Genomic DNA, 19,625 nt, shown 5'->3' with positions numbered 1-19,625 from the left:
TGGAGCTTCAAAGAGGCTTGAGCCGTATGCCGGGAAACTGGCACGTACGGTTCTTAGGGGAGGATGCGGCGGCAACGCCGTGTCCTTACCCGACAACAGGGTATGCGGCCGATCGTATCGATCAACGCAAGCCGCCCAATCGAGGCGCTCGATGTACGCGCTCGCGAGCCGCAAATGCGCGGCCGAAAGCTCCTCCTCGAGACGCAGCAAATTCAATCCGGGCGGATGCTCTGTCCGCGTCCCAAACGTCTGTCCCTCGACCTTCCCGCCGAAGCAATTTCTCTGCAAGTAGTAGAACCGCGCGGCGCGCTGGATGTCGGTAAGCGTTTCCGGCGCCGTCTGCTTCAGCCACTCGAACACCTGCCGACTGGTGAGCGCCCATTTGAACTGCCGCACGAATTCCTCGAGGTGATGCTGCACGACGCGATACAGGTTGATCAGCTCGCCGTTGACGTCGTTAATCACCTCGACCTTTGCCGGCGGGCGCAAGAAATACAGCGCAGCGCCGCCCGCGAACACTTCGACATAGCAGTCGTGCGCGGGAAATCGCGGGATGAGATGGTCTGCAAGGCGGCGCTTGCCGCCGATCCACGGAATAATCGGATTTGCCATTGTGAAAGCCGTTTTTAAACTTAGTGTAGAATCCGGCCCGCCTACGTAGGTATGCAGGGCCTTGGCTGATTCACTGGCTCAGACAGTGGAAAAGCGGCCGAGGGTCGTGTTACCGCACGCCCCTCGGCCGCCCTGTTTCTAGCGCGGCGTCGCGCCCGTCAACGCGTCGTAGTCGCTTTCGCACTGCCGCCCGGCAATGCCTCGCTCGTCAGCGATTCGCGCGAACTCTCCCGCAGCCTCGTCAGTCCGGCCGAACAGGTCGGCAAGCAGATCGAGGGCGCCGCCGGCTGCCGCGCCTCCGGCCGGAGTGGCGGGGTCGCGCGTCCGGGCGACGAGTTCGGCGACCTGCTTGCGCAGGCTGTTAGCAGCAGCATCGGCAGCATCAGCAGCAGCGCGAGCCTGTTCACGTTGTTTCGAAGCATTTTCAGCGTTCCCCTGTTGTTGACGCGCAATGCGGTCGCTTTCGTCGCGCTCGACGACGAGCTCGCGAATTCGCTGCGCCTGAGTTTCTACGGTGTGCGACTGGTCGGTGTCTCGATGGCCCTTGAAATAGCCGGCCGCGGAACCGATGAACGCCGCCGCGACGATCGCGAGCCAAACCCGCGGATCGATCCAGGTCATAACCCCTCCGAATATTTCGTGCTCGTCGCACCGAACGATGCCGTCAGCACCTGTCGACGCGGCTTCGCCCCGATCGGCGCGAGGCCGATATGCACCCACGTACCCTCCTGGATCAGCTGGTCGAATTCGATCGTCGATGCGGCAATCGCCCGGCAGATGTCAAGCGGCATGCCAAACTTCGGACAGACGAAATCGGCGGCCAGGCCCGAAAGGTGCGCGCTGTTCGGAACACCACCGACCGCGTGGTTGAGCGCCGCCGCTCGGTAGCCCGATGTGATGATCACGGGCCGCCCACCGAGCACGTCGCGCACGCGCTCGAGCGCTTCGGCAGTCCGGCGCAAATTTGCCGTGACCGCGGCCGACGGCGTGTTATCGATGCCGCGCCGGCGCGCCGTGTCGCTCGCGGTCAATTCCTCGAGCGTGAAATGCGCTGTCAGATTCGTCATATTCACTTCTCCCCAAACATTCGTTTTGCATTCCGGCGCAGCAGCACTTCGAGGTACTGCGACCCGACGATGCCAAGCGCACTACCGAGGCCGAGCAATGCAATCGGCGGCAGATCCGGGATCTGCAACAGCGCCAGACCTGCAACCATCGACGTCGCCGAACCGAGCACGGCACGCCCGGCCACAAGCCGGAACGTCAGCTGCTCGCTACCCACCAACACTTTCGCAATGCCAATCAGTCCGCCCATGAGAATCAACTCCAGAATCGTCTTTTCGTGCTCTTGCATTACCGCTCCCCGTTTCCTGCCCCGTAAAAAGAAAGGCCGCCAAGTAGGCGGCCCATCACAAAATCCCCGTCGCATCTAGCACCATGAACATGTGATGCCACTGCTCTTTAAATCCCGTAAAGTTTGGCTTCTTCCCGCCTCCCCACATCGATGTTCCCCATGCAATCGTGTCGCCCGTCACACGAATCGACGTCATCTCCAGGCCGGCTGGGTCATAACTCCAACCGACATGCACAGGTGCAATAGCCGAAATCAACACCGGCCGGCCGTACGACCGCGACTGCCACGGCGGCCAAGGCGCGCCGATCGTCACGAACCCCGTGCCTGGCACGTAGTGGTCGGTAATCACATCAAGCACACGAAGGAAAGGCACCGACGTGTCCGCGATGAGTTTCGTATCCGGCGCAAACACTTGAAGCCCGAAGCCACTAGTCGCAGGAGGTGTGCGATCGAACAAAAAGAAGTAGACAGCGCACGGGCGCTCCGTTACGAAACGAATCGTGTACACCCCACCATCGACACTTACGCTCCAAACCGAGATCCCAACGCCATCAGATGCATACACGCCATACATCGGTCCAGCCGTCGCGTTGAACGAAAATGCGATGCTCGGAACCGTCGCCCCGAACGGCTTCCCCGCATCGTTGACCGCGAGCGGTAACGACGTGTCTACCGCCTGCCCTGACATCGATCTAACGAGCTGATAGTTCGGTGTCCTTCCATCAATTTGGTAAAGGCCGCTATTCGTAAATGCTTGAAATCCTGCATCCATCAATACACCCCGAAAACAAGCCAGCCAGGCACAGGCGAGTAAGCATTCGAACCGCTGCTATTGCCGCTGTACGACCAACTGATTCCAAATGCGTCGATCGCGACAAGCGGCGTCGGCTCTGCACCGCCGACACGGCGAAAAATCCACTGCGGCATGAACGCCCAAAACGGCGCGCCCCCTGACAAGTCAGCCGGACTGGACCCAGCGCCGCCTCCCGTGTACACGATCCCAACGATCCGCCCGGCCCGCGACGTACCGTCGAGCACCAAGCGCCCCGCACCATCCCATACCCAGAACCCCGCAGCCATTACTCCCATACCCCCCATCGAACACGCAGAACGCCGTTTGCGTCGTACACGCGCCCGCCATTACTATCGATCACCGTCCGGTTGCCGCGACCATCAGTCGAGTTGATTTCAAACCAACCGCTCTTATCGAGCCGCCAGCCCTGCTTTCCCGCGACATAGTTGTCGGACTGGATATAGCTGCCGATCATCGCGTTCGTGATCCAACCAGCGCCGATGAGCGCCTGACGCAAGAACACCTGCCCGCCCTGCACCACGAACGGCACGATCGACGATCCGCCGTTGCTCGGGTCAACGACCGCGAAGCGCTGCGCCGACACCAACACCTGTGACTCGACAATCCCGCTGTCGTTGTTGATGCCGATTCCGATGCCGGCGATGTACGTGCGACCGTCCGACGTGATCTGCGTCTTGATCTGGTACGACGCCGAAACGCGCCCATTCAGATCCGCATACGACTGCGCAACTGTCTGGACCGCCGCCGCGTTCTCGTTGGCCTGCGCGCGTATCGTTGTGATCTGCTCGGCCTGCGCGCTGATCGCATCCACACGCGCTTTCGACTCGGTACGAATGTCCGCAAGCAACGACGCCTGCCCTACCTGCATCTGCGCGGAAACAGTGTCGAGCCGTTGGCCCAACGCCATATCGACCTCGGCACGCGCCGATTGCTCCGAATAGACGCCGGCCATTACCTGCGTCGATCCGGCCGCCTGGCCGCTGTCACCTGCCATCGGAACATTGATCTGTGCCGACACGGAGTCAATTCGGCTGGCCAGTGCGGAGTCCGCCTTTTGGCGAACCTGCTGCTCGGTGATGATGTCCGCCTTGTTCTCCCCAACAGCGACACTTACAGCGTCGATTCGCTTCCCGAGCGCGCCGTCGCCATCCTGACGCGCTTGTACTTCCGATTGAATCGACGTCGTTGCTTCGCCAACCTTCACGACGACTGTGTCGACGCGCTTGCCAAGAGCACCGTCTGCATCGATACGCGCAGCTTCCTCTCGCTTCACTGCGGCCGCCGCGTCTCCGACGCTCGCCGTCACGGTATCGATCCGCTGCCCGAGCGAACTATCGGCCGACTGCCGCGCCTGCTGCTCGGACGCCACAGCCGCACCACGCTGGCGCGCTTCTTCGGCCACCGCGTCGGCTCGATCCTTCGCCTCTTTCGTGATCGCATCGGTGCGATCCTTCACCTCCTTCGCGATCGCCGCCGCGTTATCCGTAACGCCCTGCTGAATCCCGGGAATCGCATCGATCGGCTTTTTCAGATCCTCGCCGAGTGCCGAGTGCGAGATCTGGCCAGCAAAATATTTCTCGTACTCGCTTTGGTTCGTCGACGGCTGACCCTGCACACCAGAACCATTCGCCGGAAACCACGGGCCGATATTCCCAGTCGTGTCGACGAGCCGCGCCCAGAAATAGAACACCTGGCCGACCGCGAGCCCCTGCATGGACGTCGACGCTTGCGGGAACGCGTAATCCGACAGCTTGATCGCGTCGGCACGGTTCGGCGTGCGGCTGTACCAGAGTTCCGTGCGTTGCGTGTCGCCGGCAGTACCATCGCCGGGAAACGCCCAGTCGAGATTGATGCCGTAGACCACGCCCGCCGCTTTGAGCGACACGACCGCCGGCGGAAGGCTCGTTTTTCCGTTCAGTTGCGTTTCCGCGCTGATGGCCGGAAGCGACGTGACGTTCATCACGTTTTGGGCACGCACGCGCGCAACGTACCGCCCCTGGTAAATCCCGGACACCTCGACTTGCAGCCCGCCCGTACGCGGCACGCTCACCCACTCGCCGTTATCCTTCCGCCACTCCGGCAGGTATGTCACAGCGTTATCCGCGGCGTCCCACGCGATAACCATCGTCGTTTTGGAAATGCCCTGGTCGACCGCCGAATACGTGGTAATCCGCACGTTGGCCGGCGGCGCCTGCACCGACGGCGGCACGACCGTCACCGGCCGCTGCTGAATCTGCGCGCCGTCGTCGATCGCCGCGTACTTGCCCGGCTCGTGCATCGTCGCCGTGATCGTGTACTCAATGCGCCCGTCGTCGTCGCCTTCCTGAACGCTCACGACGCGATAGAGCTGCGCCGCGACCTCCGCGTTTTCCAGCATCCACACCGCACCGGGCACGGGATCCGCGTCGAAGCGATCGGCCAGCGTGAGCACGTCGCCGTTGACGGACTTCACGGCACGGTACTGCGCGACACCTGACGGCAGAATCGCCGTGAAGCGATCGCCTGGTGCCACGGTAGGCGCCTTGTCGAGCGTGACGACGTTGCCGGCCGCCGCTCGAATGCGCCCGCCGATGCGCCGGCCAGCCTTTCGTGGATCGGCGATCGCGATCACCTGCCCCGGGCCGACCAGCACGCCATCCATCCCGACCTTGAATGACACCGTGCCCGACTCGTAGCGGGACGTCAGGAGAAGCCATCGCCCGAGCCGGTGCGCTTGAGCCTGTGACGTACAGCCGAACGCAGTCACCTGCGTCTTGATAACGCCGTACCGCGCGATGCCGTCGTCGTCCGGCACATACTCGACCGCCTGTTTGTACTGGTTCGACGGATCGTTGTAGCTCACAAGCGCGACCGTGTATCGCGTCTTGCGCTCGCTACCCACGTACCGGAACGCACCGTCGATCACGTTCGCCGCGGTGTACACGTAGACCGGATCGGACGGCATGTCCGCAGACGCGACCACCGCGCCCGGCCCCCAGTACGAAATGCCACGGAACACGCTGGCGATATCCTGCAGAACCTTGTACGCGTCGGCCGCCGACTGGATCACGCAATTGCACGTGAAGCGCGGCTCGACACCGCCCCGCCCATCCGACACCATGACGTCGCAATAGCGCGCGATCTCGTACAGCCCCCACTTATCGATCATCGACGCGTCGACCGTCTTGCCAAGCCCGTAGCGATCGTTCAGCAGCAGGTCGTAGAAAATCCACGCTGGGTTGTTCGTCCACGCCGGCTTGAACGTCCCGTCCCATGCCCCCGAGTACGCTCGCGTCTCGGGATCGTAGTTCGACGGCACCCGAACGATCAGGCCGCGAATGTGGTACGACCGCACTGGCACCTGCGAGAACGACCGCGCGTCGAACGTCATGCCAACGAGCGCCGTCATCGGATACCGTAGCTTGCGATCGATCACCTCTGTGATCGCCTCGATGTTCACCGTGTCCGCGATCAGCGAGCTGTGCGCGTTCGGCGTGATGCGGCGCACGCGGACCAACCAGCCGGTTGTCGCGCGCGGCAACTCGATCCGGTGCGAGCGCTCGTAAAGCGACGTCGTTTTGCCATCGAATGCCGACGACAGCACCTGTGCGTACGAGCCTCCGTCGACCGACAGATCGATCGCATATTCCACGCGATAGCCGAACACGCCGGTCGCCGGATCGCTCTTTTGCAGTGCTGGCAGGCCGAAGCGAATACGGGCCGCCGACAGCTGCGTGTTTTGCACCTGCCGCACCCACGGTGCATCGGAAGTCAGCGGCACGCCTACGGCCGCCTCGCGCTCGACCGCCGGAAAGCCCGGCATGAACTCCTGATCGAGCGTACCCGTGCGGACGTCGACGCTGTAATTCTGGAAGTTGACCGAGCCGTCGGAATTCTGGATAGGCGTGCCGTCGAGAAAGACCGACTGCATGCCCTTCACCAGCCCGACGATCGGTCCCTCGGAAATAGCGTCGAGCACCTTGGCGCGCGCGACGGAATGCAGGCTGTCGGGCGATTCCCCACCGCCACTCCCGCCACCGCCGCCACCCTTCGCCCCGCTGATCCGCTTCGGTCCGGATTCCGCGTAGATCTTTTTCACACCTGATCCTCTGTATAGATACCCGAGCTGATGACCTTCGACCCGACGACCATCTCGCCGTACACGAGCGGCACCGGCTCGCCCTGAGCGGCGCTGTTCACCGCGCCGTTGAAGTAGTACGAGGTGCCGTTGTCGGCCGCGCCGGCCAGCCCCGCCTGCTGCGGGCTCAACATCTGCGTGATGCCGCCGAGCGCCATCGACACGCCTAGGCCGATCAGCGTCGGCTGACTGAACACGAAACCGGCCACGGCCAGCGCCGCACCGAGAATCGTCTGGAACAGACCACCGCTCTTGCTGCCGATGATCACCGGCGCAATCCGGATCGCTTCGCCGCCGACCGGCGCACCCAGATCGCCTTCGCTCAGGTTTCGGCGGCCGTTGAACACCGCAAACGTCAACCCGTTGTCGCGCGCGTCGAGCAGGAACTTCTGGAAGCCCGGGATCAGCACCGAAAGCGCGCGCACCGCCTCCGCGGTCGACGAGACGGCCAGGCGATGCACCCGACCGAACCGCGCGCCCGCGATCCCGTAAAGCCTCACCTCGCGCAGCTTTTCAATCACTTCGCGCCCCCGATGTGCCTCAACACCGTCGTACAGCTGTCGCGCCACATCGAGCCCCACACCGCGCGGCACGACAGTCGCCCGTGCACGTGATGCCCGAACATGCCGTCGCCGAGATACACGCCCGCATGATTCGGCACGCCGTTCTTGCTTCGGATCTGCATCAGCAGTACGTCACCCGGCTCGAGCTGTACGTCGATCCCGACGTCGAGAAAGCCGGCATCCTGGTAGTGCGCGATATACAGATTGGAGCGACCGTCGTCCCACCAGCCATCTTCACGCTCGAAATCCGGCAGTACGACGCCACGCTCGGCGAGGTACCAATCGCGCACCAGCGAATAGCAGTCCAGCACGCCGTGCAGGAACTCCCGGCCATAGAGCGGCGCAACGTATCCGCTCGGGCCGAACTCGCACCAGTCGTCGACACCGATCGCGCCGTCGGCCTGCACGCCAAGCGAGACGATCACCCACAGCGGGATGCCGGAACGCTCGCATACTGTGCGGTCCGCCATGCTCGGCTGTGCCCGTCCGTTCGGATGTGAGTGCACGAACGCGAGGATTTCGCCCATGTCCTCCGCATCCGCGTAATCTTCGGCCGCGAGCCCGAATTGCTCAGTGGGCACGGCCGCGATGTTGCGGCCGGGCACGTACACGTCGCCGGCCGCCGTGCCGACGATGAGCCCGCAGCACTCGCGCGGGTACTCGGCGAGCGCGTGCTCCGCGATCGCCTGCTTGATTCGTTCGCCCATAAAAAAACCCGCCGGGTGGCGGGTCCATGAAGAGAGGTTAATCGAAGGTCTACGCGAGGGTGTCGCACAAAAATCCGCCGTACGGCAGCGGGTTGTTCACGCCGTACCGGCATTCGCATCCGCTGACTTTCTGGCTGCAGCAGTCGAGCGCCGGATCGCTCACCGGCCTGTCGTTCTTGTCGAAGAACGCCACGCCGGCATATCCGCATACGGGCCCGCGATAGCGCCACTGGCACATGCCGACAATCTGTCGCGCCGGCACCTGCTGCCCACCGAAATCGAGCGGCGACGACAGCGTGAATTCCACCTGCACGCCGGGCTGCTCGTCGCTTTTCTGCTCGATACGCCACTGCTCGGGCGGCCATTGCTCATTCGGGTCTGCGGTCGGGTTGCCGTTCGGGAAATTCACCGCGTCGAGGTACTTCGCCAGCGTGCGCCGGCGGATCACCTTCGCGCCGACTAGATCATCGAGCGCGACACACAGTGCGGTGATCGTGCCGTTGATATCGCCTACCGTCAGAGTCGGCGCGGGCTGCCGCGCGTCCGATGTCCGCTCGAAGCCGGCCGCCTGGATCGGCCACGGTTTGTATTCCAGGCTCTGCCACACGATCGACGTCGACTGCAGATGCCCGTGGAAGCGCAACGCGTCTCCGCCAATCTCCGTGCAGTTGACCTCGAACAGCTCGATACGATGCCCCGGTTCCAGCTGCTGAATATCGGAATTGATCCCCATATGCGAATCACCCCTCAAGCGCCGACACTCGCGCCTCCAGTTCGATGAATGCCTGAAGCAATGGTCCGATCAGTGCCGAATAGTTGACCGCGAGCATGGGCCGGCCTCCTTCCGTAACCATCACACCGGATTCATCGATTTGCATGCTCGTTTCGGTGACAGCCTCCGGAAACTCTTTCGCGACCTCCTGCGCGATGACCCCCAACTGCCGCGCGCGAGTTTCGTCCGACTTCATGACGTACGTCACGCCACGGAGCCTCTTGAGCTTCTCCATCGCGTTCTCAATCGTTTCAACCTCGGCCTTGATTGCTACATCCGAGTTGACATTGAATGCTGACGCCGAGACCGGAGCAAACGCGGCAGACGTGGAGGACACAACGTCCAGTGTTCCACTGTTGGCCGAGCATCTCAGGTTGATTGCCCCGTTATTACTTCCGATCCCGATCGAGCCAACGCCGGGATAGCCAGCAATTACCAATGGTGCATTCGACCAGAGTCCATCGGGCGCACTCGCGTTGATCGTTACTTGCTTTGCATAGTACGTATTCGCACTAAAGGAGGTTGCGGCCGTGAAGCGTTTGATACCCGAAACCGTTTGCTCGCCGTCCAGCGTCATCGGCGCAATCAGATTTCCGCTGTGCCACGGCACAAACCGGCCGAAGTACGGCACGCCGGAAAACGTCGGAGCCCCCCCCAGATAGGCAATGGTTGCCTCCTGGGAATACAGCGTCGCCCCGTTGTTTCTCTCCAACTTGATTCTGCGAAACGCAACGCCGAATGCCGAAATGTTCGGTGCAGCGTCAGCGACCTTGCTTACACGCACAGCCGCCGTTCCGTCGGGCGTCACACCCGCAGCACTTCGGAACGTATAGCCCAGCTTGGTTGTAATCCCCGGTGTCCCGGTAACGGTTCCGATGAACGTGCCGTCAGCTTTGAACGCCTCGCATTTCACATACACGCGCCCGGCGTTAAGGCCCATCGAATAGAATTCAGCAGAGAGCGCAAGTGGGATGCCGGGGCCGCACGGGATATCGTTCGACGCATCAACCACCCAGGTTCCGGTATTGATCGCACCGGCATTTAAGAAGAGAGACCCTTCACCAAAATTCCCTGGCGTGGCCGTGAAATTAGTGCCGTTCCAACCGGTGTTGCCGAGTTCGCCAGACCCATTGATTAAGAGGTTCGGACTGTTTACTCCTGAAAGCTTTCCGGACGCGATAAGGTCTCCAGCTACGCTCCCCTTTACTACGAGGTCGCCGCCAACTGTAAGCCCTTTCGCAACCGTCAGGAATCCGCTTACGACCTCGTCCGGCAGCATCTTGCCGCGCTCGGCGACATGCCAGTAGGTGCCGCCGTCCGCAATGTATGTCGCCCAATCCCCGGTATTGAGCAGATTGACTTGCGATCCATCATTACCCTGGAAGCCAATCGTCACTGGCGGCCCGACGTTGAAGAAATGCACGCACGCATTTACGGACACCGATGACGCAAGCGGCAGCTTCACCACTTTTCCACCAGCACCCATATTCAATCCGAACCGCGTACCGACGTTGCTAGGCGCGAGTGTCCAGTTGTCGCTGAGAATGTTGTATCCGAGCGCAAGGATCGCGGACAAGACATCGACATTGGCATTGAACCGCATATTTGCGGTGCGCTGATCATCGCCGCCCGCGCCGTTTGGCGCTACTCCGAGGTTTGCTTTTTGTAGTGCTGGCATCTCTAACCCTATGGTGCAAACGTCTGTTCAAACTGCGCCGTAATCGTGTACACGCGCCCGCTTCTCACCGGCTCGGTGTACTTCTCACACACGAACCGCGCCTGCGGCCGAAGCGGCGGTGTCCAGAAAAACGACACCGCGCCGGCATGCGCATCGAGGAACTCGAGGATGGCCGAGATCTTCTCGGCCTTCCCCACGAATCGAAGGCTGTACGACGGCACACGGTTGTTGAGACCGTCGGCCGCGCGCTGCGTGTACCCATCGCCGAAGGGCGCCTTTCGCACGCGCAGCGTTGTGTCGCCGCCGAAACCTTCAACCGTCGGCGACCAGTTAAACGTGTCGGTCATCACCCCATCCCATTTTTCAGTTTCCAGAGCGCGCCACCCTGACGACTCTCGACCGCGATCAGCCCCTGCACCATCTGCGTGAGCTTCTTCACGAACTCGGCGCTCGCCATCATCTGCGCTGCGTTGCCCGTGCCACCGTCGATCGTCACCGGGATATTCAGCTCGATCCCTCCGCCCTGCGCGCCGAGCCCGCCCCCGCCGACCGATCCGCCACCGACCAGTCCGCCATTCGCAAACTTCGCGAAACCGAGATCCTGTCCGCTGTTGATCGCCTCCAGCAGCCGAAGCACGCCGGGTTTGCGCACCGCCGCAGCCTTCACCACGAATTCCTCGTTGGAGAGCCACGCCGGAATGCTGTCGCTCGTCGACGTGCCCGGGCCAGTGACCCGCCCGCCGGTAGCCAAGTGGAAACCGTACGCGTTGCCGCCGCCCGCCCCGAAAATGTCGGACATGCCGCCCGCTACACCGCCGAGCAACGACGACGCACTGAATCCGCCCGCGCTGGCCGCGCCAAGCCCCAGCGCCGAACCGAGCGCGCCGAACACGGGCGCCATCGCCGCGCGCGCGGCGAAGCGCGCCAGGTCCGCGATCATGCTGTTGACCAGCCCGCGAAAATCCAGCTTGCCGGTCGACACGAACGAGGTCAGCGCGTCCTCCATGCTGCGGAACGAACTCGTAAATGCTTCCTCCGCGCGCCCTGCCGCGTTTTCCGCCGATTCCTGATACAGCGCCACGGCGCGGCTTGCACCGACGCGCCAGTCGCGCTGCACCGCGAGCCGCTGCTCGACATACCCACGTTCGCGCTCGACCAGTTCGGCTTCGGCCCGGTTAATCCGGTCAATCTCGGCCAGATACTCCGGCGACCCGAGCGTGCCGTCCTTCCGAGCGCCCTTCGTGAAATCGTCGCGCCGGCGCCGGAATTCATCGCCGACGCGGCTCGTCGCCTGGTTCAGCTCGCGCGCGTTGTCGCCCATCGGCATCGCTGCGAGCTCGCGCTCAACCTCGCGTTGACGCTCCGACGCGTAGTCGGCCAGCTCCGCATCGATTTGCGTGCTGCGCTCCTTCAGCTTGTTGATCGCTTCGTGATAGCGCACCTCCTTCTCCAGCTGCACCGCGCGGTCGTACGCCGCGCGAATTGCAGCCTGATCACGAATCAAGCTCTTGTCGCCGTCGGTCAGCTTCGTGCGCTTCGCGGCCAGATCGGTCAGCCTCTGGTCGAACCCGATCCGATCCTTCTCCGACTGCGTGAGCTTGTCGGTTGCGACCGCTTCGACGCGCAGCTGCGCAATGCGCTGCGCGATGTTGTCGAGCATGCGCTGGCTTTCCGGCTCGGCGCGCGAGCCGCTGGCCCGGCTCTTGTGCGCGAGCGCCGACGCGTTTACGCCGATGCGCGCGACCTGGCCGGACGATTCCGACACCGTATCGTCGAAAGCCTTTTTGCCGCGCGCCGCAGCGGCCGCGAGCGCCGCGTCAGCGTTGAACCCGAATTTCTCGAATTTCTTGCTGACGAGATCCGCCTGAAACTCAGCCAGTGCCGCCGCGACGACCATCTGCTGATTCATCAGCGCGAGCTCGCGCGTCAGATTGTCGATGTTCCGCCGCGCGCCGGCCTCGGCCTTCGCGTCTTTGTCCTGGATCGCCTTTTCGAGCGATTTGTACGCGTCCGCGCGGCCGGCGATCAAACCGGCCTGCCGCGCCTCCGCTGTGTTCGCGCCCTTCGTTTTCGCTTCGTATTCGGCGCGCTGCTGCGCGGTCATGCCGATGACGTCGGAGGCCTCTTTCAGCTTCTCGACGTACTTGTTCCAGGCCTCGGCCGCCATGCCGCCCGCGAAGAAATTGTTTTCTTCCGTGAGCAGCCGAATTCCGTCGGCCGCACTGCGCGCGGCAGCATCCATCGCGGCCAGCGTGCGCGTGCCCTTGTCCGCCGCGGCGCCGGCCGTGTCGATCGCCGACGCGGCCTGCACCAGCTCGGCGCGAAGCTCGTCACCGCCCTTCGTCGCGTCGATAAACACGCCGACCAGCGACGCAAGCTCGCGCGACTTCTCGTCGACGCCGAGGTTCTCAGTCTTGATCCGGTTCAGCCCTTCAATGAACCGATCGAGCGCGACCTGATTCTCGTCCGTGATGATCGGCGCGCTGTCTCCAATGCCCGGCACAATGACGCTCTGCGACGCGCGCGCCGCAAGGCCCGCGTATGCGTCCGCTACATCGCTGCGTGCCGCGGTCTGCGCCTGCTTCGCGCGATTGCGCTCGACCTCCTGCAGCAACGGCGACAACTGCCGATACTTCTCGATGATCTGGTCGAGCGGCGCCTGCATGTCGAGCAGGCTCGACGTCGCGCTGCTCGCGTGATCGCGAAATACCAGCCAGTTCACCGCGGCGCCGAGCGCCACCGTGCCAACCGTCGCGATGATGCCGGGCAAGCCGCCCATCACCGACAGCAATCCGGAACCTACCGTGCGCATCAACGAGCCGGCTCGCGCGGCAGCAGTCTGCGCTACCGCCGCGCGCTCGGTCGCGGCGGCCAGACCCGCAGTCGCTGCCGTCGCCCCGCGCTCGGCCCGCTCGCGGGCGAGCGTCGCCGCCGCGACCTCGCGCTCGGCGACGGCGAGCCCCTTCTCGGTTTCGGCCAGTGCCGCCGCGTAGCGCGTCTGGTCGACCGTTCCCTTGGCCGCCGCAGCCTCCAGCGCCACACGGCGCTGCTGTGCCAGCGCGAGGGATGCCTCGGCCCGCTCCAGCTCGCCCTGCGCCGCCGCCGTCTCGCGCGCGATCACCGCCGCGTACGGCGTGCCGGCGATCCGCGTGCCGATCTCCTGGCTATTCGCCAGATTCGACCGCGCTGTCGCGACCTGCGCCACCGCACTCGCCTCGATCGCTCGTGCCTCCGCGAGCTTCGCCTGCGTGTACTGGATCGAACCGGCCGTCAGTGCCGACTGCATCGCGAGGCTCTCGCGCATCGCGCGCATGCCGGCCAGCTCGGCCGCCGCGGCGACCTCTGCCGCCTGCGCGTTCTGCAGCTTCGCCGCTGCCGCATCGCGGTCGCTTTGTGCCTTCGCGATCGTGACGAGCGCAGCCGCGTTTTCCGCCTGCGCCTTCGCGAGCAGCGCCTGCCGCTCCGCGTTCCACGCGATGGCCGACTTGCTGACGGCCACCGTGGTCTGCGCGAAATACACACCGAGCCGGCCGGCCGCGAGCGATGCGCTGATCGTGACGATCTCGTCGAGGTGATCCGCAACGTAGACCACGCTCTGCGCCAGCTTCGCGCTCGCACCGGTCGCCTCGTTCGCGTGGCCGACGTACGCGACGATTTCCGTTTGCAGGCGCGTCATCGCCTGCCCGACGGTCATGTCCACCTTACCGAACAGTGCGTCCGTGCTCGATCCGGCGTTCTTCAGCGCGTCGATCAGGTTCTCGACGGTCAACTTGCCGTCCTCAGCCAGCGACTTCAGCTCGGACGTGCCCTTACCCATTCCGCGCGCGATTGCGTCGGCAACGCCCGGCAGTTCCTCGAGCACGCTCTTAAGATCCTGCCCGCGCAGTTGGCCGGACGCGAACGCCTGACCGAGCTGCACGATCCCGAGCCGCGCCGTGTCAGCGGACACACCCGAGAGCGCAACCGCCTTACTGATCGTTTCGACCAGCGGGCCGACCTGCTTAATCGACAGACCGAGGTGCGACGTGTTGTTCGCGATCCGCTGATACAGCTCGGCCGTCGCGTCGAGCGGTTGCCGGGTTGCCTGTGCGATGCGAAGCACATCGTTTTGCGCGACCGCGAAATCGATCTGATCCCGCGTGACGATCTTGAGTCGGTTGCTCAGGTTTGTCCATTCGTCGGCATACTCGACCAGCTGGTGCACGCCGAACGCCGCGGCCGCAGCCTGAGCATATGCCGTGAGCGACCCGCGCGCGGCCTCGATCGCGCGCACCGTCACCTGCACGCTCGATGCGTTCGAAGCGAACGCCGCATCTGCGGCCCGGCCCCCATCCCGAACCGCATTGAAATAGCCGTTGGCCGTCGACCCAAGCTGCTGCATGCGTCGATCGTACTGGGTCGTATTCGCGGTAACGCTGACGATCAGCTCGCGGAGACTCGTTCCCATATTTCCTATCCGCCTACTTTACCAACCTCATTAGGCCTGCGAAGAAAGGATCGTCGGCGACCTCCTGAACCTCGGGCGATTCGCCCGACCAGTTCGGCATCATGTCGGCCACCTTCACCTTCGCACCCTGCGCCTGAAACACCGCCGACGCGACCATCGCGGCATGAAGGTCGTAACGATCATCGGCGATCGGCGACTCGGCATCGAACGCTTGCCACAAGGCGAACTCCGCGGTCGACATGTCCGCGCGCAGCTCGGCAAGCGTCCTGCCGAGCCGCAGCGCCAGCGTCAGTTCAAGTCGGAGATCGGGGTTTCGGCGGAGGCTTTTTTTGCATCGTCCTCCGCGTCGGCTTTCATGTTGCCGAGCTCGAGCGCGGCGTTCACGATGCGTTCGTGCGCGGCTCCGAATGCAGAAGCGACCTCCTGCGCGTCCGCGTCCTCGAATTCGCGGCGCCAGCCGGCCGTCGACTCCACGTACAGGACACGAACAAACAGACGCGCGGAAGCCAGCTTGTGCTCGCCCGCACTGACGCGCGCATACTTCGCGCGGGCAGCCGCCTCGTCGTCGCCCGGCTCGACGCCGGCAGCGAGGCGCAGCGGTTCGAGCCAGAATACTCGGTCCTCGAGCAATGGCTCGCGAACGGCGACCGTGACGTCGCCCCATTCCGGCATCGGGAGCATCTCGTGGCGCCAGCCGGCCAGCGGATTGAGAATCGCAGCACGTAGCGCGCCGGCGACCGTCGGAGTTTTCGTCATCACTCTTTCCTCACGTTGTTCAGATCGCTTAACCCGCCGGTGCGGCAGGCGGCGGCACTTCCTTCGGCGAGCCGCTGACGCGGACGCTGTAGGTCGACGTCACAATGCCGTCGACGCCGGCCGACCAGGTGTACTGGCGCACCATGCCGACAAACAGGAATTGCGACTTGTCGCGGAACGTCACACGGAACACATACTTGTCACCCGTGCCGCGCGCGCCGCGAAGAATCAGCTGGCCAGCATCGTCCGACGAATAGTTGCCATCCACCGAAAACTCGCCCGGATCCGGCAAGCCAAGCTCGGATTCCTTTTCATCGCTGGCGAGCGTCGTCGCGTCGATCTCCGACGACTGCCCGCCTTGCCAGTTGATCGTCTTGCTAGTCGTGTTGAGATCGACGAAAACGAGCTTGTCGTCGTCGAGGTTCGCCGACGACGTTTTCGAGATCTCGACCTTCGTACCTTGCGCTTTGATGCGCTTGCTCTTCTCGGCCATAAGCCCCTCAAAATGAAAAAGCCCGCACTCGCGGGCCAAACAGAAATTGAATCGATCAGAACTGCACGGATACTTCGAGGCTCACCCGGAAATCTCCGGTATCGCTCGAAAAGTCGTCGGGCAACTCACTGATGCCACCAACGGCGAACTTCCCGCTCGACGATGCCCTGTCGATCACCTGATCGGCGATCGCATCGGCCTCCGTGTAGGTGCTGGCGTACACGTCGATCTGATACATGCCCGACTTGCCGCCGGTCGCTCCGCCAAGTGCCATATCGCGCCCACCACTGACGCGCGACACGACGTAGTACGGCGATTGCGCCTTCGACCCGGCTACCGTGACATAGCCCTTCGCGGCACCCACAACCCCGATCGCGTCGCGGATGATCAGCGCGCTCATATTCCACCTCCGATCACCGTATCAATCGCATGTGCGATCTCGGTTCGAATCGCGCCCTCGGCCTGGGCAATCGCTGCGTCGAAGGCCGGACGCATGAATGGATCGGCCTTCATGTTCTGCGTGCCAAGTTCGACGAATCGCCAGTAAAACGCGTTGGTCGGCGAATCTTCCTTGCCCTTCGATCGAACCCGAACGCCCGCAGTCGCCACACCAGGCGATTCCTTCTGTCGCAGCGATGCCGAAACAATGTTCCGCTTTAGCTTCCCGGTCTTCTTCGGCGCTCGCGCACGAGCTTCGTCTCGGATCACCTTGGCGCCCGCCAACGTCGCGCGTCGAAGTGCCTTCGTCGACTGCGCCTTCGCGAGCTTGGCGAAATCGGCCTGCAGATCCGCCAGCCCAAGAATCTGGACACTAGACATACTTCTCTCCCACCTTTACCGACAGGTCGAGATACCCACGCGTCCGAGCGGGCAGCACCGCCGTGATGTCGTACAGCCTGCCGTCGTAACGCACTCGCATCTGCTCATCGATCCCTGCCCGATAGCGAATGCGCATGCTGGCGACAGTGGCGCCGCGAATCGCTCCGGAGACAACGTGCTCCTTTCCGTTCACGAACAACACGTCAGCCCACGGCCGCGCATGCACCACCCACGCCCCCGGCAGCGGTTCGCCGTTCTCGTTTTCTTCCCCGCTGGGCCGCTCGATGACGATTCGCTCTTTCAGTTTTCCGGCCTTCATCAGAACCTCGGCGGAACGGTGATCGAATCGAGCAGGAGGTCCGAATAACCTTCCGGCATCTGCGCGACTCCTTGCCCCTCCGAGAAAAGTTCGCGATGGTCGTAGGCCCATGCAGCCGCAAGCAACATCCACGACCGTACCGACGGATGCTTGTCGATGTCGACGCCAGCCTGATACGTGATCGTCACTGCTCGAGCGTGCGGCCAGTCAGCGGATCCAAGAACCGCGCACCACGCTTCTCGCCCCAGTTGGACGAGCTCATACCCTTTCGGGTCGAGTGTCGAGGCAGCGCCTGTTGCATCGCGAATCTCGATGCTGTCGACGCTCAGAACTTGCCCGATCGACAACGGGAAGTCCCCCCTCGGGAAGCCCGCCAGCCGCTCGAAATAGCGCGCCTTTCGGATCGCGGCCCCAGACTTGCGCTCGGCCGCGTGACGCGCGCCGGGAATCACCGTGTGCTCTATGAACTCCCGTTCTTCGTCACCATCGATTCGACATTGAATTGCAACATCCTCGAAGGTAAGCGGCTCCGCGTCGTCCAGGTATTCGATGAGAACAGCGGCCATCTGGCATTACCCCTTTGCCGCGGGCTTACCCGTGTCGACCCTCTGCGAGGCTTTCACCTCCTTCGGCTCCGACACAGATGCCTCCGCGATTTCCGCGTCGACGAGCCGGTCTGCGTGCGCGTCCTCGAAACCCGCGATATCGCCAGGCGTGTATTGCGCGTAATGCCGCTTGAACTTGACTACCTTCATGTTTTTCTCCGAACGGCGGCCCGATCACGACGGATCGAGCCGCACGGTTACGAGTTCGCTTACGCGCCCCAGGTCACGCCGGCCAGCACCGAAATCGACTCGACGTGACGCGGACCGAAGTCGTTCTTCGCGATCACACGAATCAGCGTCTGATCTCGCTGGAATGCGCTGATCATGTTGCCGTCGGCGTCCTTGTAGGTCGCCTCCTTGCTGTAGTCGATTTCGAGCGTTTCTTCCTCGCCGATGAACACATCGCCGAAGTCGGTGAAGTAGATTTCCGACTCCTTGCCGGCGTCACCGAGATTGATCGGCACCTGCGTCGTCTTGCCGACCGGATAGCCCTTGAGCATGCCGTTTGCGAGTTCCGGATAGACCTTGTTACCGTTCCCGTCGCGCAGACCTTCGAGGAAGCGAAACGTACGCGGGGCCATGATCCAGCCGGGCTGCGTCAGATTCGCGTCGGCGTTTTCGAGCGCGAGAATGGCCTTACCGAGATCCGTTTCGATCTTCTGCAGCGTCGAGCCATCGCTCGCGGTGATGACGTTGCTGGGAATCGCCCAGAAGCGCAGGCCCTTCGGGGTGTTCGCCGTGCCATCGTCGCGAATGAACGCCTTGTCTTCGCGTGCACCGATCGCGGCTGTAAGATCGCCGACCACGATCTGATCGACGTTCGGATTCACGCCGGAATACTTGATGAGGTCGTTCGCGATCGGCACCAGGGCGGCCATCTTCTTCGCCGTGAGCTTCAGATCATCGAACTGTTGTTGCGTCGTCGGAATATCGGTGTCTGCGCCGATGTAACCGACGATGGCACCGCCCTTCAGGCGCGGGATGGTGATGTTTCCGTTCGACAGCGGCAGCGTACGAGCGCCGAGCTTGCGAACAACGGACTTCGGACGCAGCAGCTCGATGACCTCGCTCGACAGGTTCTCGGGCACCAGAACGCCGCCCGCGCTCGACGAAAGCGTATTGAGCGACATAGCAACGTCTTCGCCGAAACCCCGCTCGATCGCGATCTTCGACGCGAGCTGCGTGTCACCACGCGCTGCCGCGAGTGCGCGAACCATACGCGCCATCTTCGCGCCCTTCACTTCCGGAACCTTCGGCTGTGCGGGCACGGACGCCGCAGCCGGCGCAGTAACCGCAGCCGGCGCCGGATCGACCGGCACTGCGGCGGCGGCAGCCATACGCTCCGCGGCTTCCGCACGCTCGATTTGCGCGGTCAGATCGTTGAATTTCGAGCTGAGCTGGTCAAACTCGGCTTGCTGTTCGCCCGACAACGCGGTACCGCCCAACTCGATCTGGGCCAGCGCCTGAACGCGCTGGTTGATGGCAGCGCGTTCGCGGCGGAGTTCATTGATGTTCACTTACCCTTCTCCTAAAAAAAATGCCACCCGGAGGTGGCAGTGCTCAACTGAG

Annotated in this window: 22 protein-coding genes; all 22 read right to left on the bottom strand. The window is 63.2% G+C overall.

The window, feature by feature from the left end; genetic code table 11:
* The coding region (locus tag ABIC51_RS39070) for a DNA adenine methylase (protein WP_354007047.1) at window positions 1–612 on the bottom strand (612 nt) is incomplete at its 3' end.
* Between the two features lie 138 nt (window positions 613–750).
* Window positions 751–1,233 carry a DUF2514 family protein gene (locus ABIC51_RS39065; protein WP_334053894.1) on the bottom strand — a complete coding sequence of 161 codons (483 nt, stop codon included), beginning with the start codon at window positions 1,231–1,233 and terminating at the stop codon, window positions 751–753.
* Entirely contained in the window at window positions 1,230–1,679 is a 450-nt protein-coding gene (locus ABIC51_RS39060; protein ID WP_334053895.1) for a D-Ala-D-Ala carboxypeptidase family metallohydrolase, read from the bottom strand. The genes ABIC51_RS39065 and ABIC51_RS39060 overlap by 4 nt, the downstream gene beginning before the upstream one ends.
* Window positions 1,680–1,681: 2 nt before the next feature.
* Window positions 1,682–1,966 carry a phage holin family protein gene (locus tag ABIC51_RS39055; protein ID WP_059668049.1) on the bottom strand — a complete coding sequence of 95 codons (285 nt, stop codon included), beginning with the start codon at window positions 1,964–1,966 and terminating at the stop codon, window positions 1,682–1,684.
* A gap of 55 nt (window positions 1,967–2,021) precedes the next feature.
* Entirely contained in the window at window positions 2,022–2,738 is a 717-nt protein-coding gene (locus ABIC51_RS39050; protein ID WP_334053896.1) for a hypothetical protein, read from the bottom strand.
* Window positions 2,738–3,046: a hypothetical protein gene (locus ABIC51_RS39045; RefSeq protein ID WP_334053897.1), complete on the bottom strand. Its 309-nt coding sequence runs from the start codon at window positions 3,044–3,046 to the stop codon at window positions 2,738–2,740. The genes ABIC51_RS39050 and ABIC51_RS39045 overlap by 1 nt, the downstream gene beginning before the upstream one ends.
* Complete coding sequence (locus ABIC51_RS39040; RefSeq protein WP_354007046.1) at window positions 3,046–6,858, bottom strand: TipJ family phage tail tip protein; 3,813 nt, start codon at window positions 6,856–6,858, stop codon at window positions 3,046–3,048. The genes ABIC51_RS39045 and ABIC51_RS39040 overlap by 1 nt, the downstream gene beginning before the upstream one ends.
* Complete coding sequence (locus tag ABIC51_RS39035) at window positions 6,855–7,418, bottom strand: tail assembly protein (protein ID WP_354007045.1); 564 nt, start codon at window positions 7,416–7,418, stop codon at window positions 6,855–6,857. Before ABIC51_RS39035 ends, ABIC51_RS39040 begins: the two co-directional genes overlap by 4 nt.
* Window positions 7,415–8,167, bottom strand: coding sequence for a C40 family peptidase (locus ABIC51_RS39030; protein ID WP_334053899.1), 753 nt, complete (start codon window positions 8,165–8,167; stop codon window positions 7,415–7,417). The genes ABIC51_RS39035 and ABIC51_RS39030 overlap by 4 nt, the downstream gene beginning before the upstream one ends.
* A gap of 49 nt (window positions 8,168–8,216) precedes the next feature.
* Complete coding sequence (locus ABIC51_RS39025; protein ID WP_334053900.1) at window positions 8,217–8,900, bottom strand: phage minor tail protein L; 684 nt, start codon at window positions 8,898–8,900, stop codon at window positions 8,217–8,219.
* A 7-nt stretch (window positions 8,901–8,907) separates the two neighbouring features.
* Complete coding sequence (locus ABIC51_RS39020; RefSeq protein WP_354007044.1) at window positions 8,908–10,617, bottom strand: tail fiber domain-containing protein; 1,710 nt, start codon at window positions 10,615–10,617, stop codon at window positions 8,908–8,910.
* Between the two features lie 8 nt (window positions 10,618–10,625).
* Window positions 10,626–10,964, bottom strand: a complete 339-nt coding sequence (locus ABIC51_RS39015) for a phage tail protein (RefSeq protein WP_334053902.1) — start codon at window positions 10,962–10,964, stop codon at window positions 10,626–10,628.
* Entirely contained in the window at window positions 10,964–15,064 is a 4,101-nt protein-coding gene (locus ABIC51_RS39010) for a phage tail tape measure protein (protein ID WP_354007043.1), read from the bottom strand. Before ABIC51_RS39010 ends, ABIC51_RS39015 begins: the two co-directional genes overlap by 1 nt.
* Before the next feature lie 13 nt (window positions 15,065–15,077).
* Window positions 15,078–15,356, bottom strand: coding sequence for a phage tail assembly protein T (locus ABIC51_RS39005; RefSeq protein WP_042976942.1), 279 nt, complete (start codon window positions 15,354–15,356; stop codon window positions 15,078–15,080).
* Complete coding sequence (locus ABIC51_RS39000; RefSeq protein WP_354007042.1) at window positions 15,353–15,820, bottom strand: phage tail assembly chaperone; 468 nt, start codon at window positions 15,818–15,820, stop codon at window positions 15,353–15,355. The genes ABIC51_RS39005 and ABIC51_RS39000 overlap by 4 nt, the downstream gene beginning before the upstream one ends.
* A 28-nt stretch (window positions 15,821–15,848) precedes the next feature.
* Window positions 15,849–16,313: a phage tail tube protein gene (locus ABIC51_RS38995; protein ID WP_021162321.1), complete on the bottom strand. Its 465-nt coding sequence runs from the start codon at window positions 16,311–16,313 to the stop codon at window positions 15,849–15,851.
* 55 nt (window positions 16,314–16,368) lie between these two features.
* Entirely contained in the window at window positions 16,369–16,713 is a 345-nt protein-coding gene (locus ABIC51_RS38990) for a DUF3168 domain-containing protein (protein WP_059652979.1), read from the bottom strand.
* Window positions 16,710–17,132 carry an HK97-gp10 family putative phage morphogenesis protein gene (locus ABIC51_RS38985; protein WP_059652976.1) on the bottom strand — a complete coding sequence of 141 codons (423 nt, stop codon included), beginning with the start codon at window positions 17,130–17,132 and terminating at the stop codon, window positions 16,710–16,712. The genes ABIC51_RS38990 and ABIC51_RS38985 overlap by 4 nt, the downstream gene beginning before the upstream one ends.
* Window positions 17,125–17,451: a phage head closure protein gene (locus tag ABIC51_RS38980; protein ID WP_081068744.1), complete on the bottom strand. Its 327-nt coding sequence runs from the start codon at window positions 17,449–17,451 to the stop codon at window positions 17,125–17,127. Before ABIC51_RS38980 ends, ABIC51_RS38985 begins: the two co-directional genes overlap by 8 nt.
* A complete protein-coding gene (locus ABIC51_RS38975; protein WP_060158760.1) occupies window positions 17,451–18,017 on the bottom strand; it encodes a head-tail connector protein in 567 nt (188 codons plus the stop codon). The genes ABIC51_RS38980 and ABIC51_RS38975 overlap by 1 nt, the downstream gene beginning before the upstream one ends.
* 6 nt (window positions 18,018–18,023) lie before the next feature.
* Window positions 18,024–18,206, bottom strand: a complete 183-nt coding sequence (locus ABIC51_RS38970) for a hypothetical protein (protein WP_354007041.1) — start codon at window positions 18,204–18,206, stop codon at window positions 18,024–18,026.
* 59 nt (window positions 18,207–18,265) lie between these two features.
* The gene (locus ABIC51_RS38965; protein WP_134256721.1) at window positions 18,266–19,573 is read right to left on the bottom strand and encodes a phage major capsid protein; all 1,308 of its coding nucleotides are present in this window, start codon (window positions 19,571–19,573) and stop codon (window positions 18,266–18,268) included.
* Window positions 19,574–19,625: the final 52 nt, after the last annotated feature.

The organism is Burkholderia sp. 572, from assembly GCF_040545135.1.
In the GTDB taxonomy this organism is placed as follows: domain Bacteria; phylum Pseudomonadota; class Gammaproteobacteria; order Burkholderiales; family Burkholderiaceae; genus Burkholderia; species Burkholderia cepacia.
This window is presented reverse-complemented; position numbering and strand designations above follow the sequence as displayed.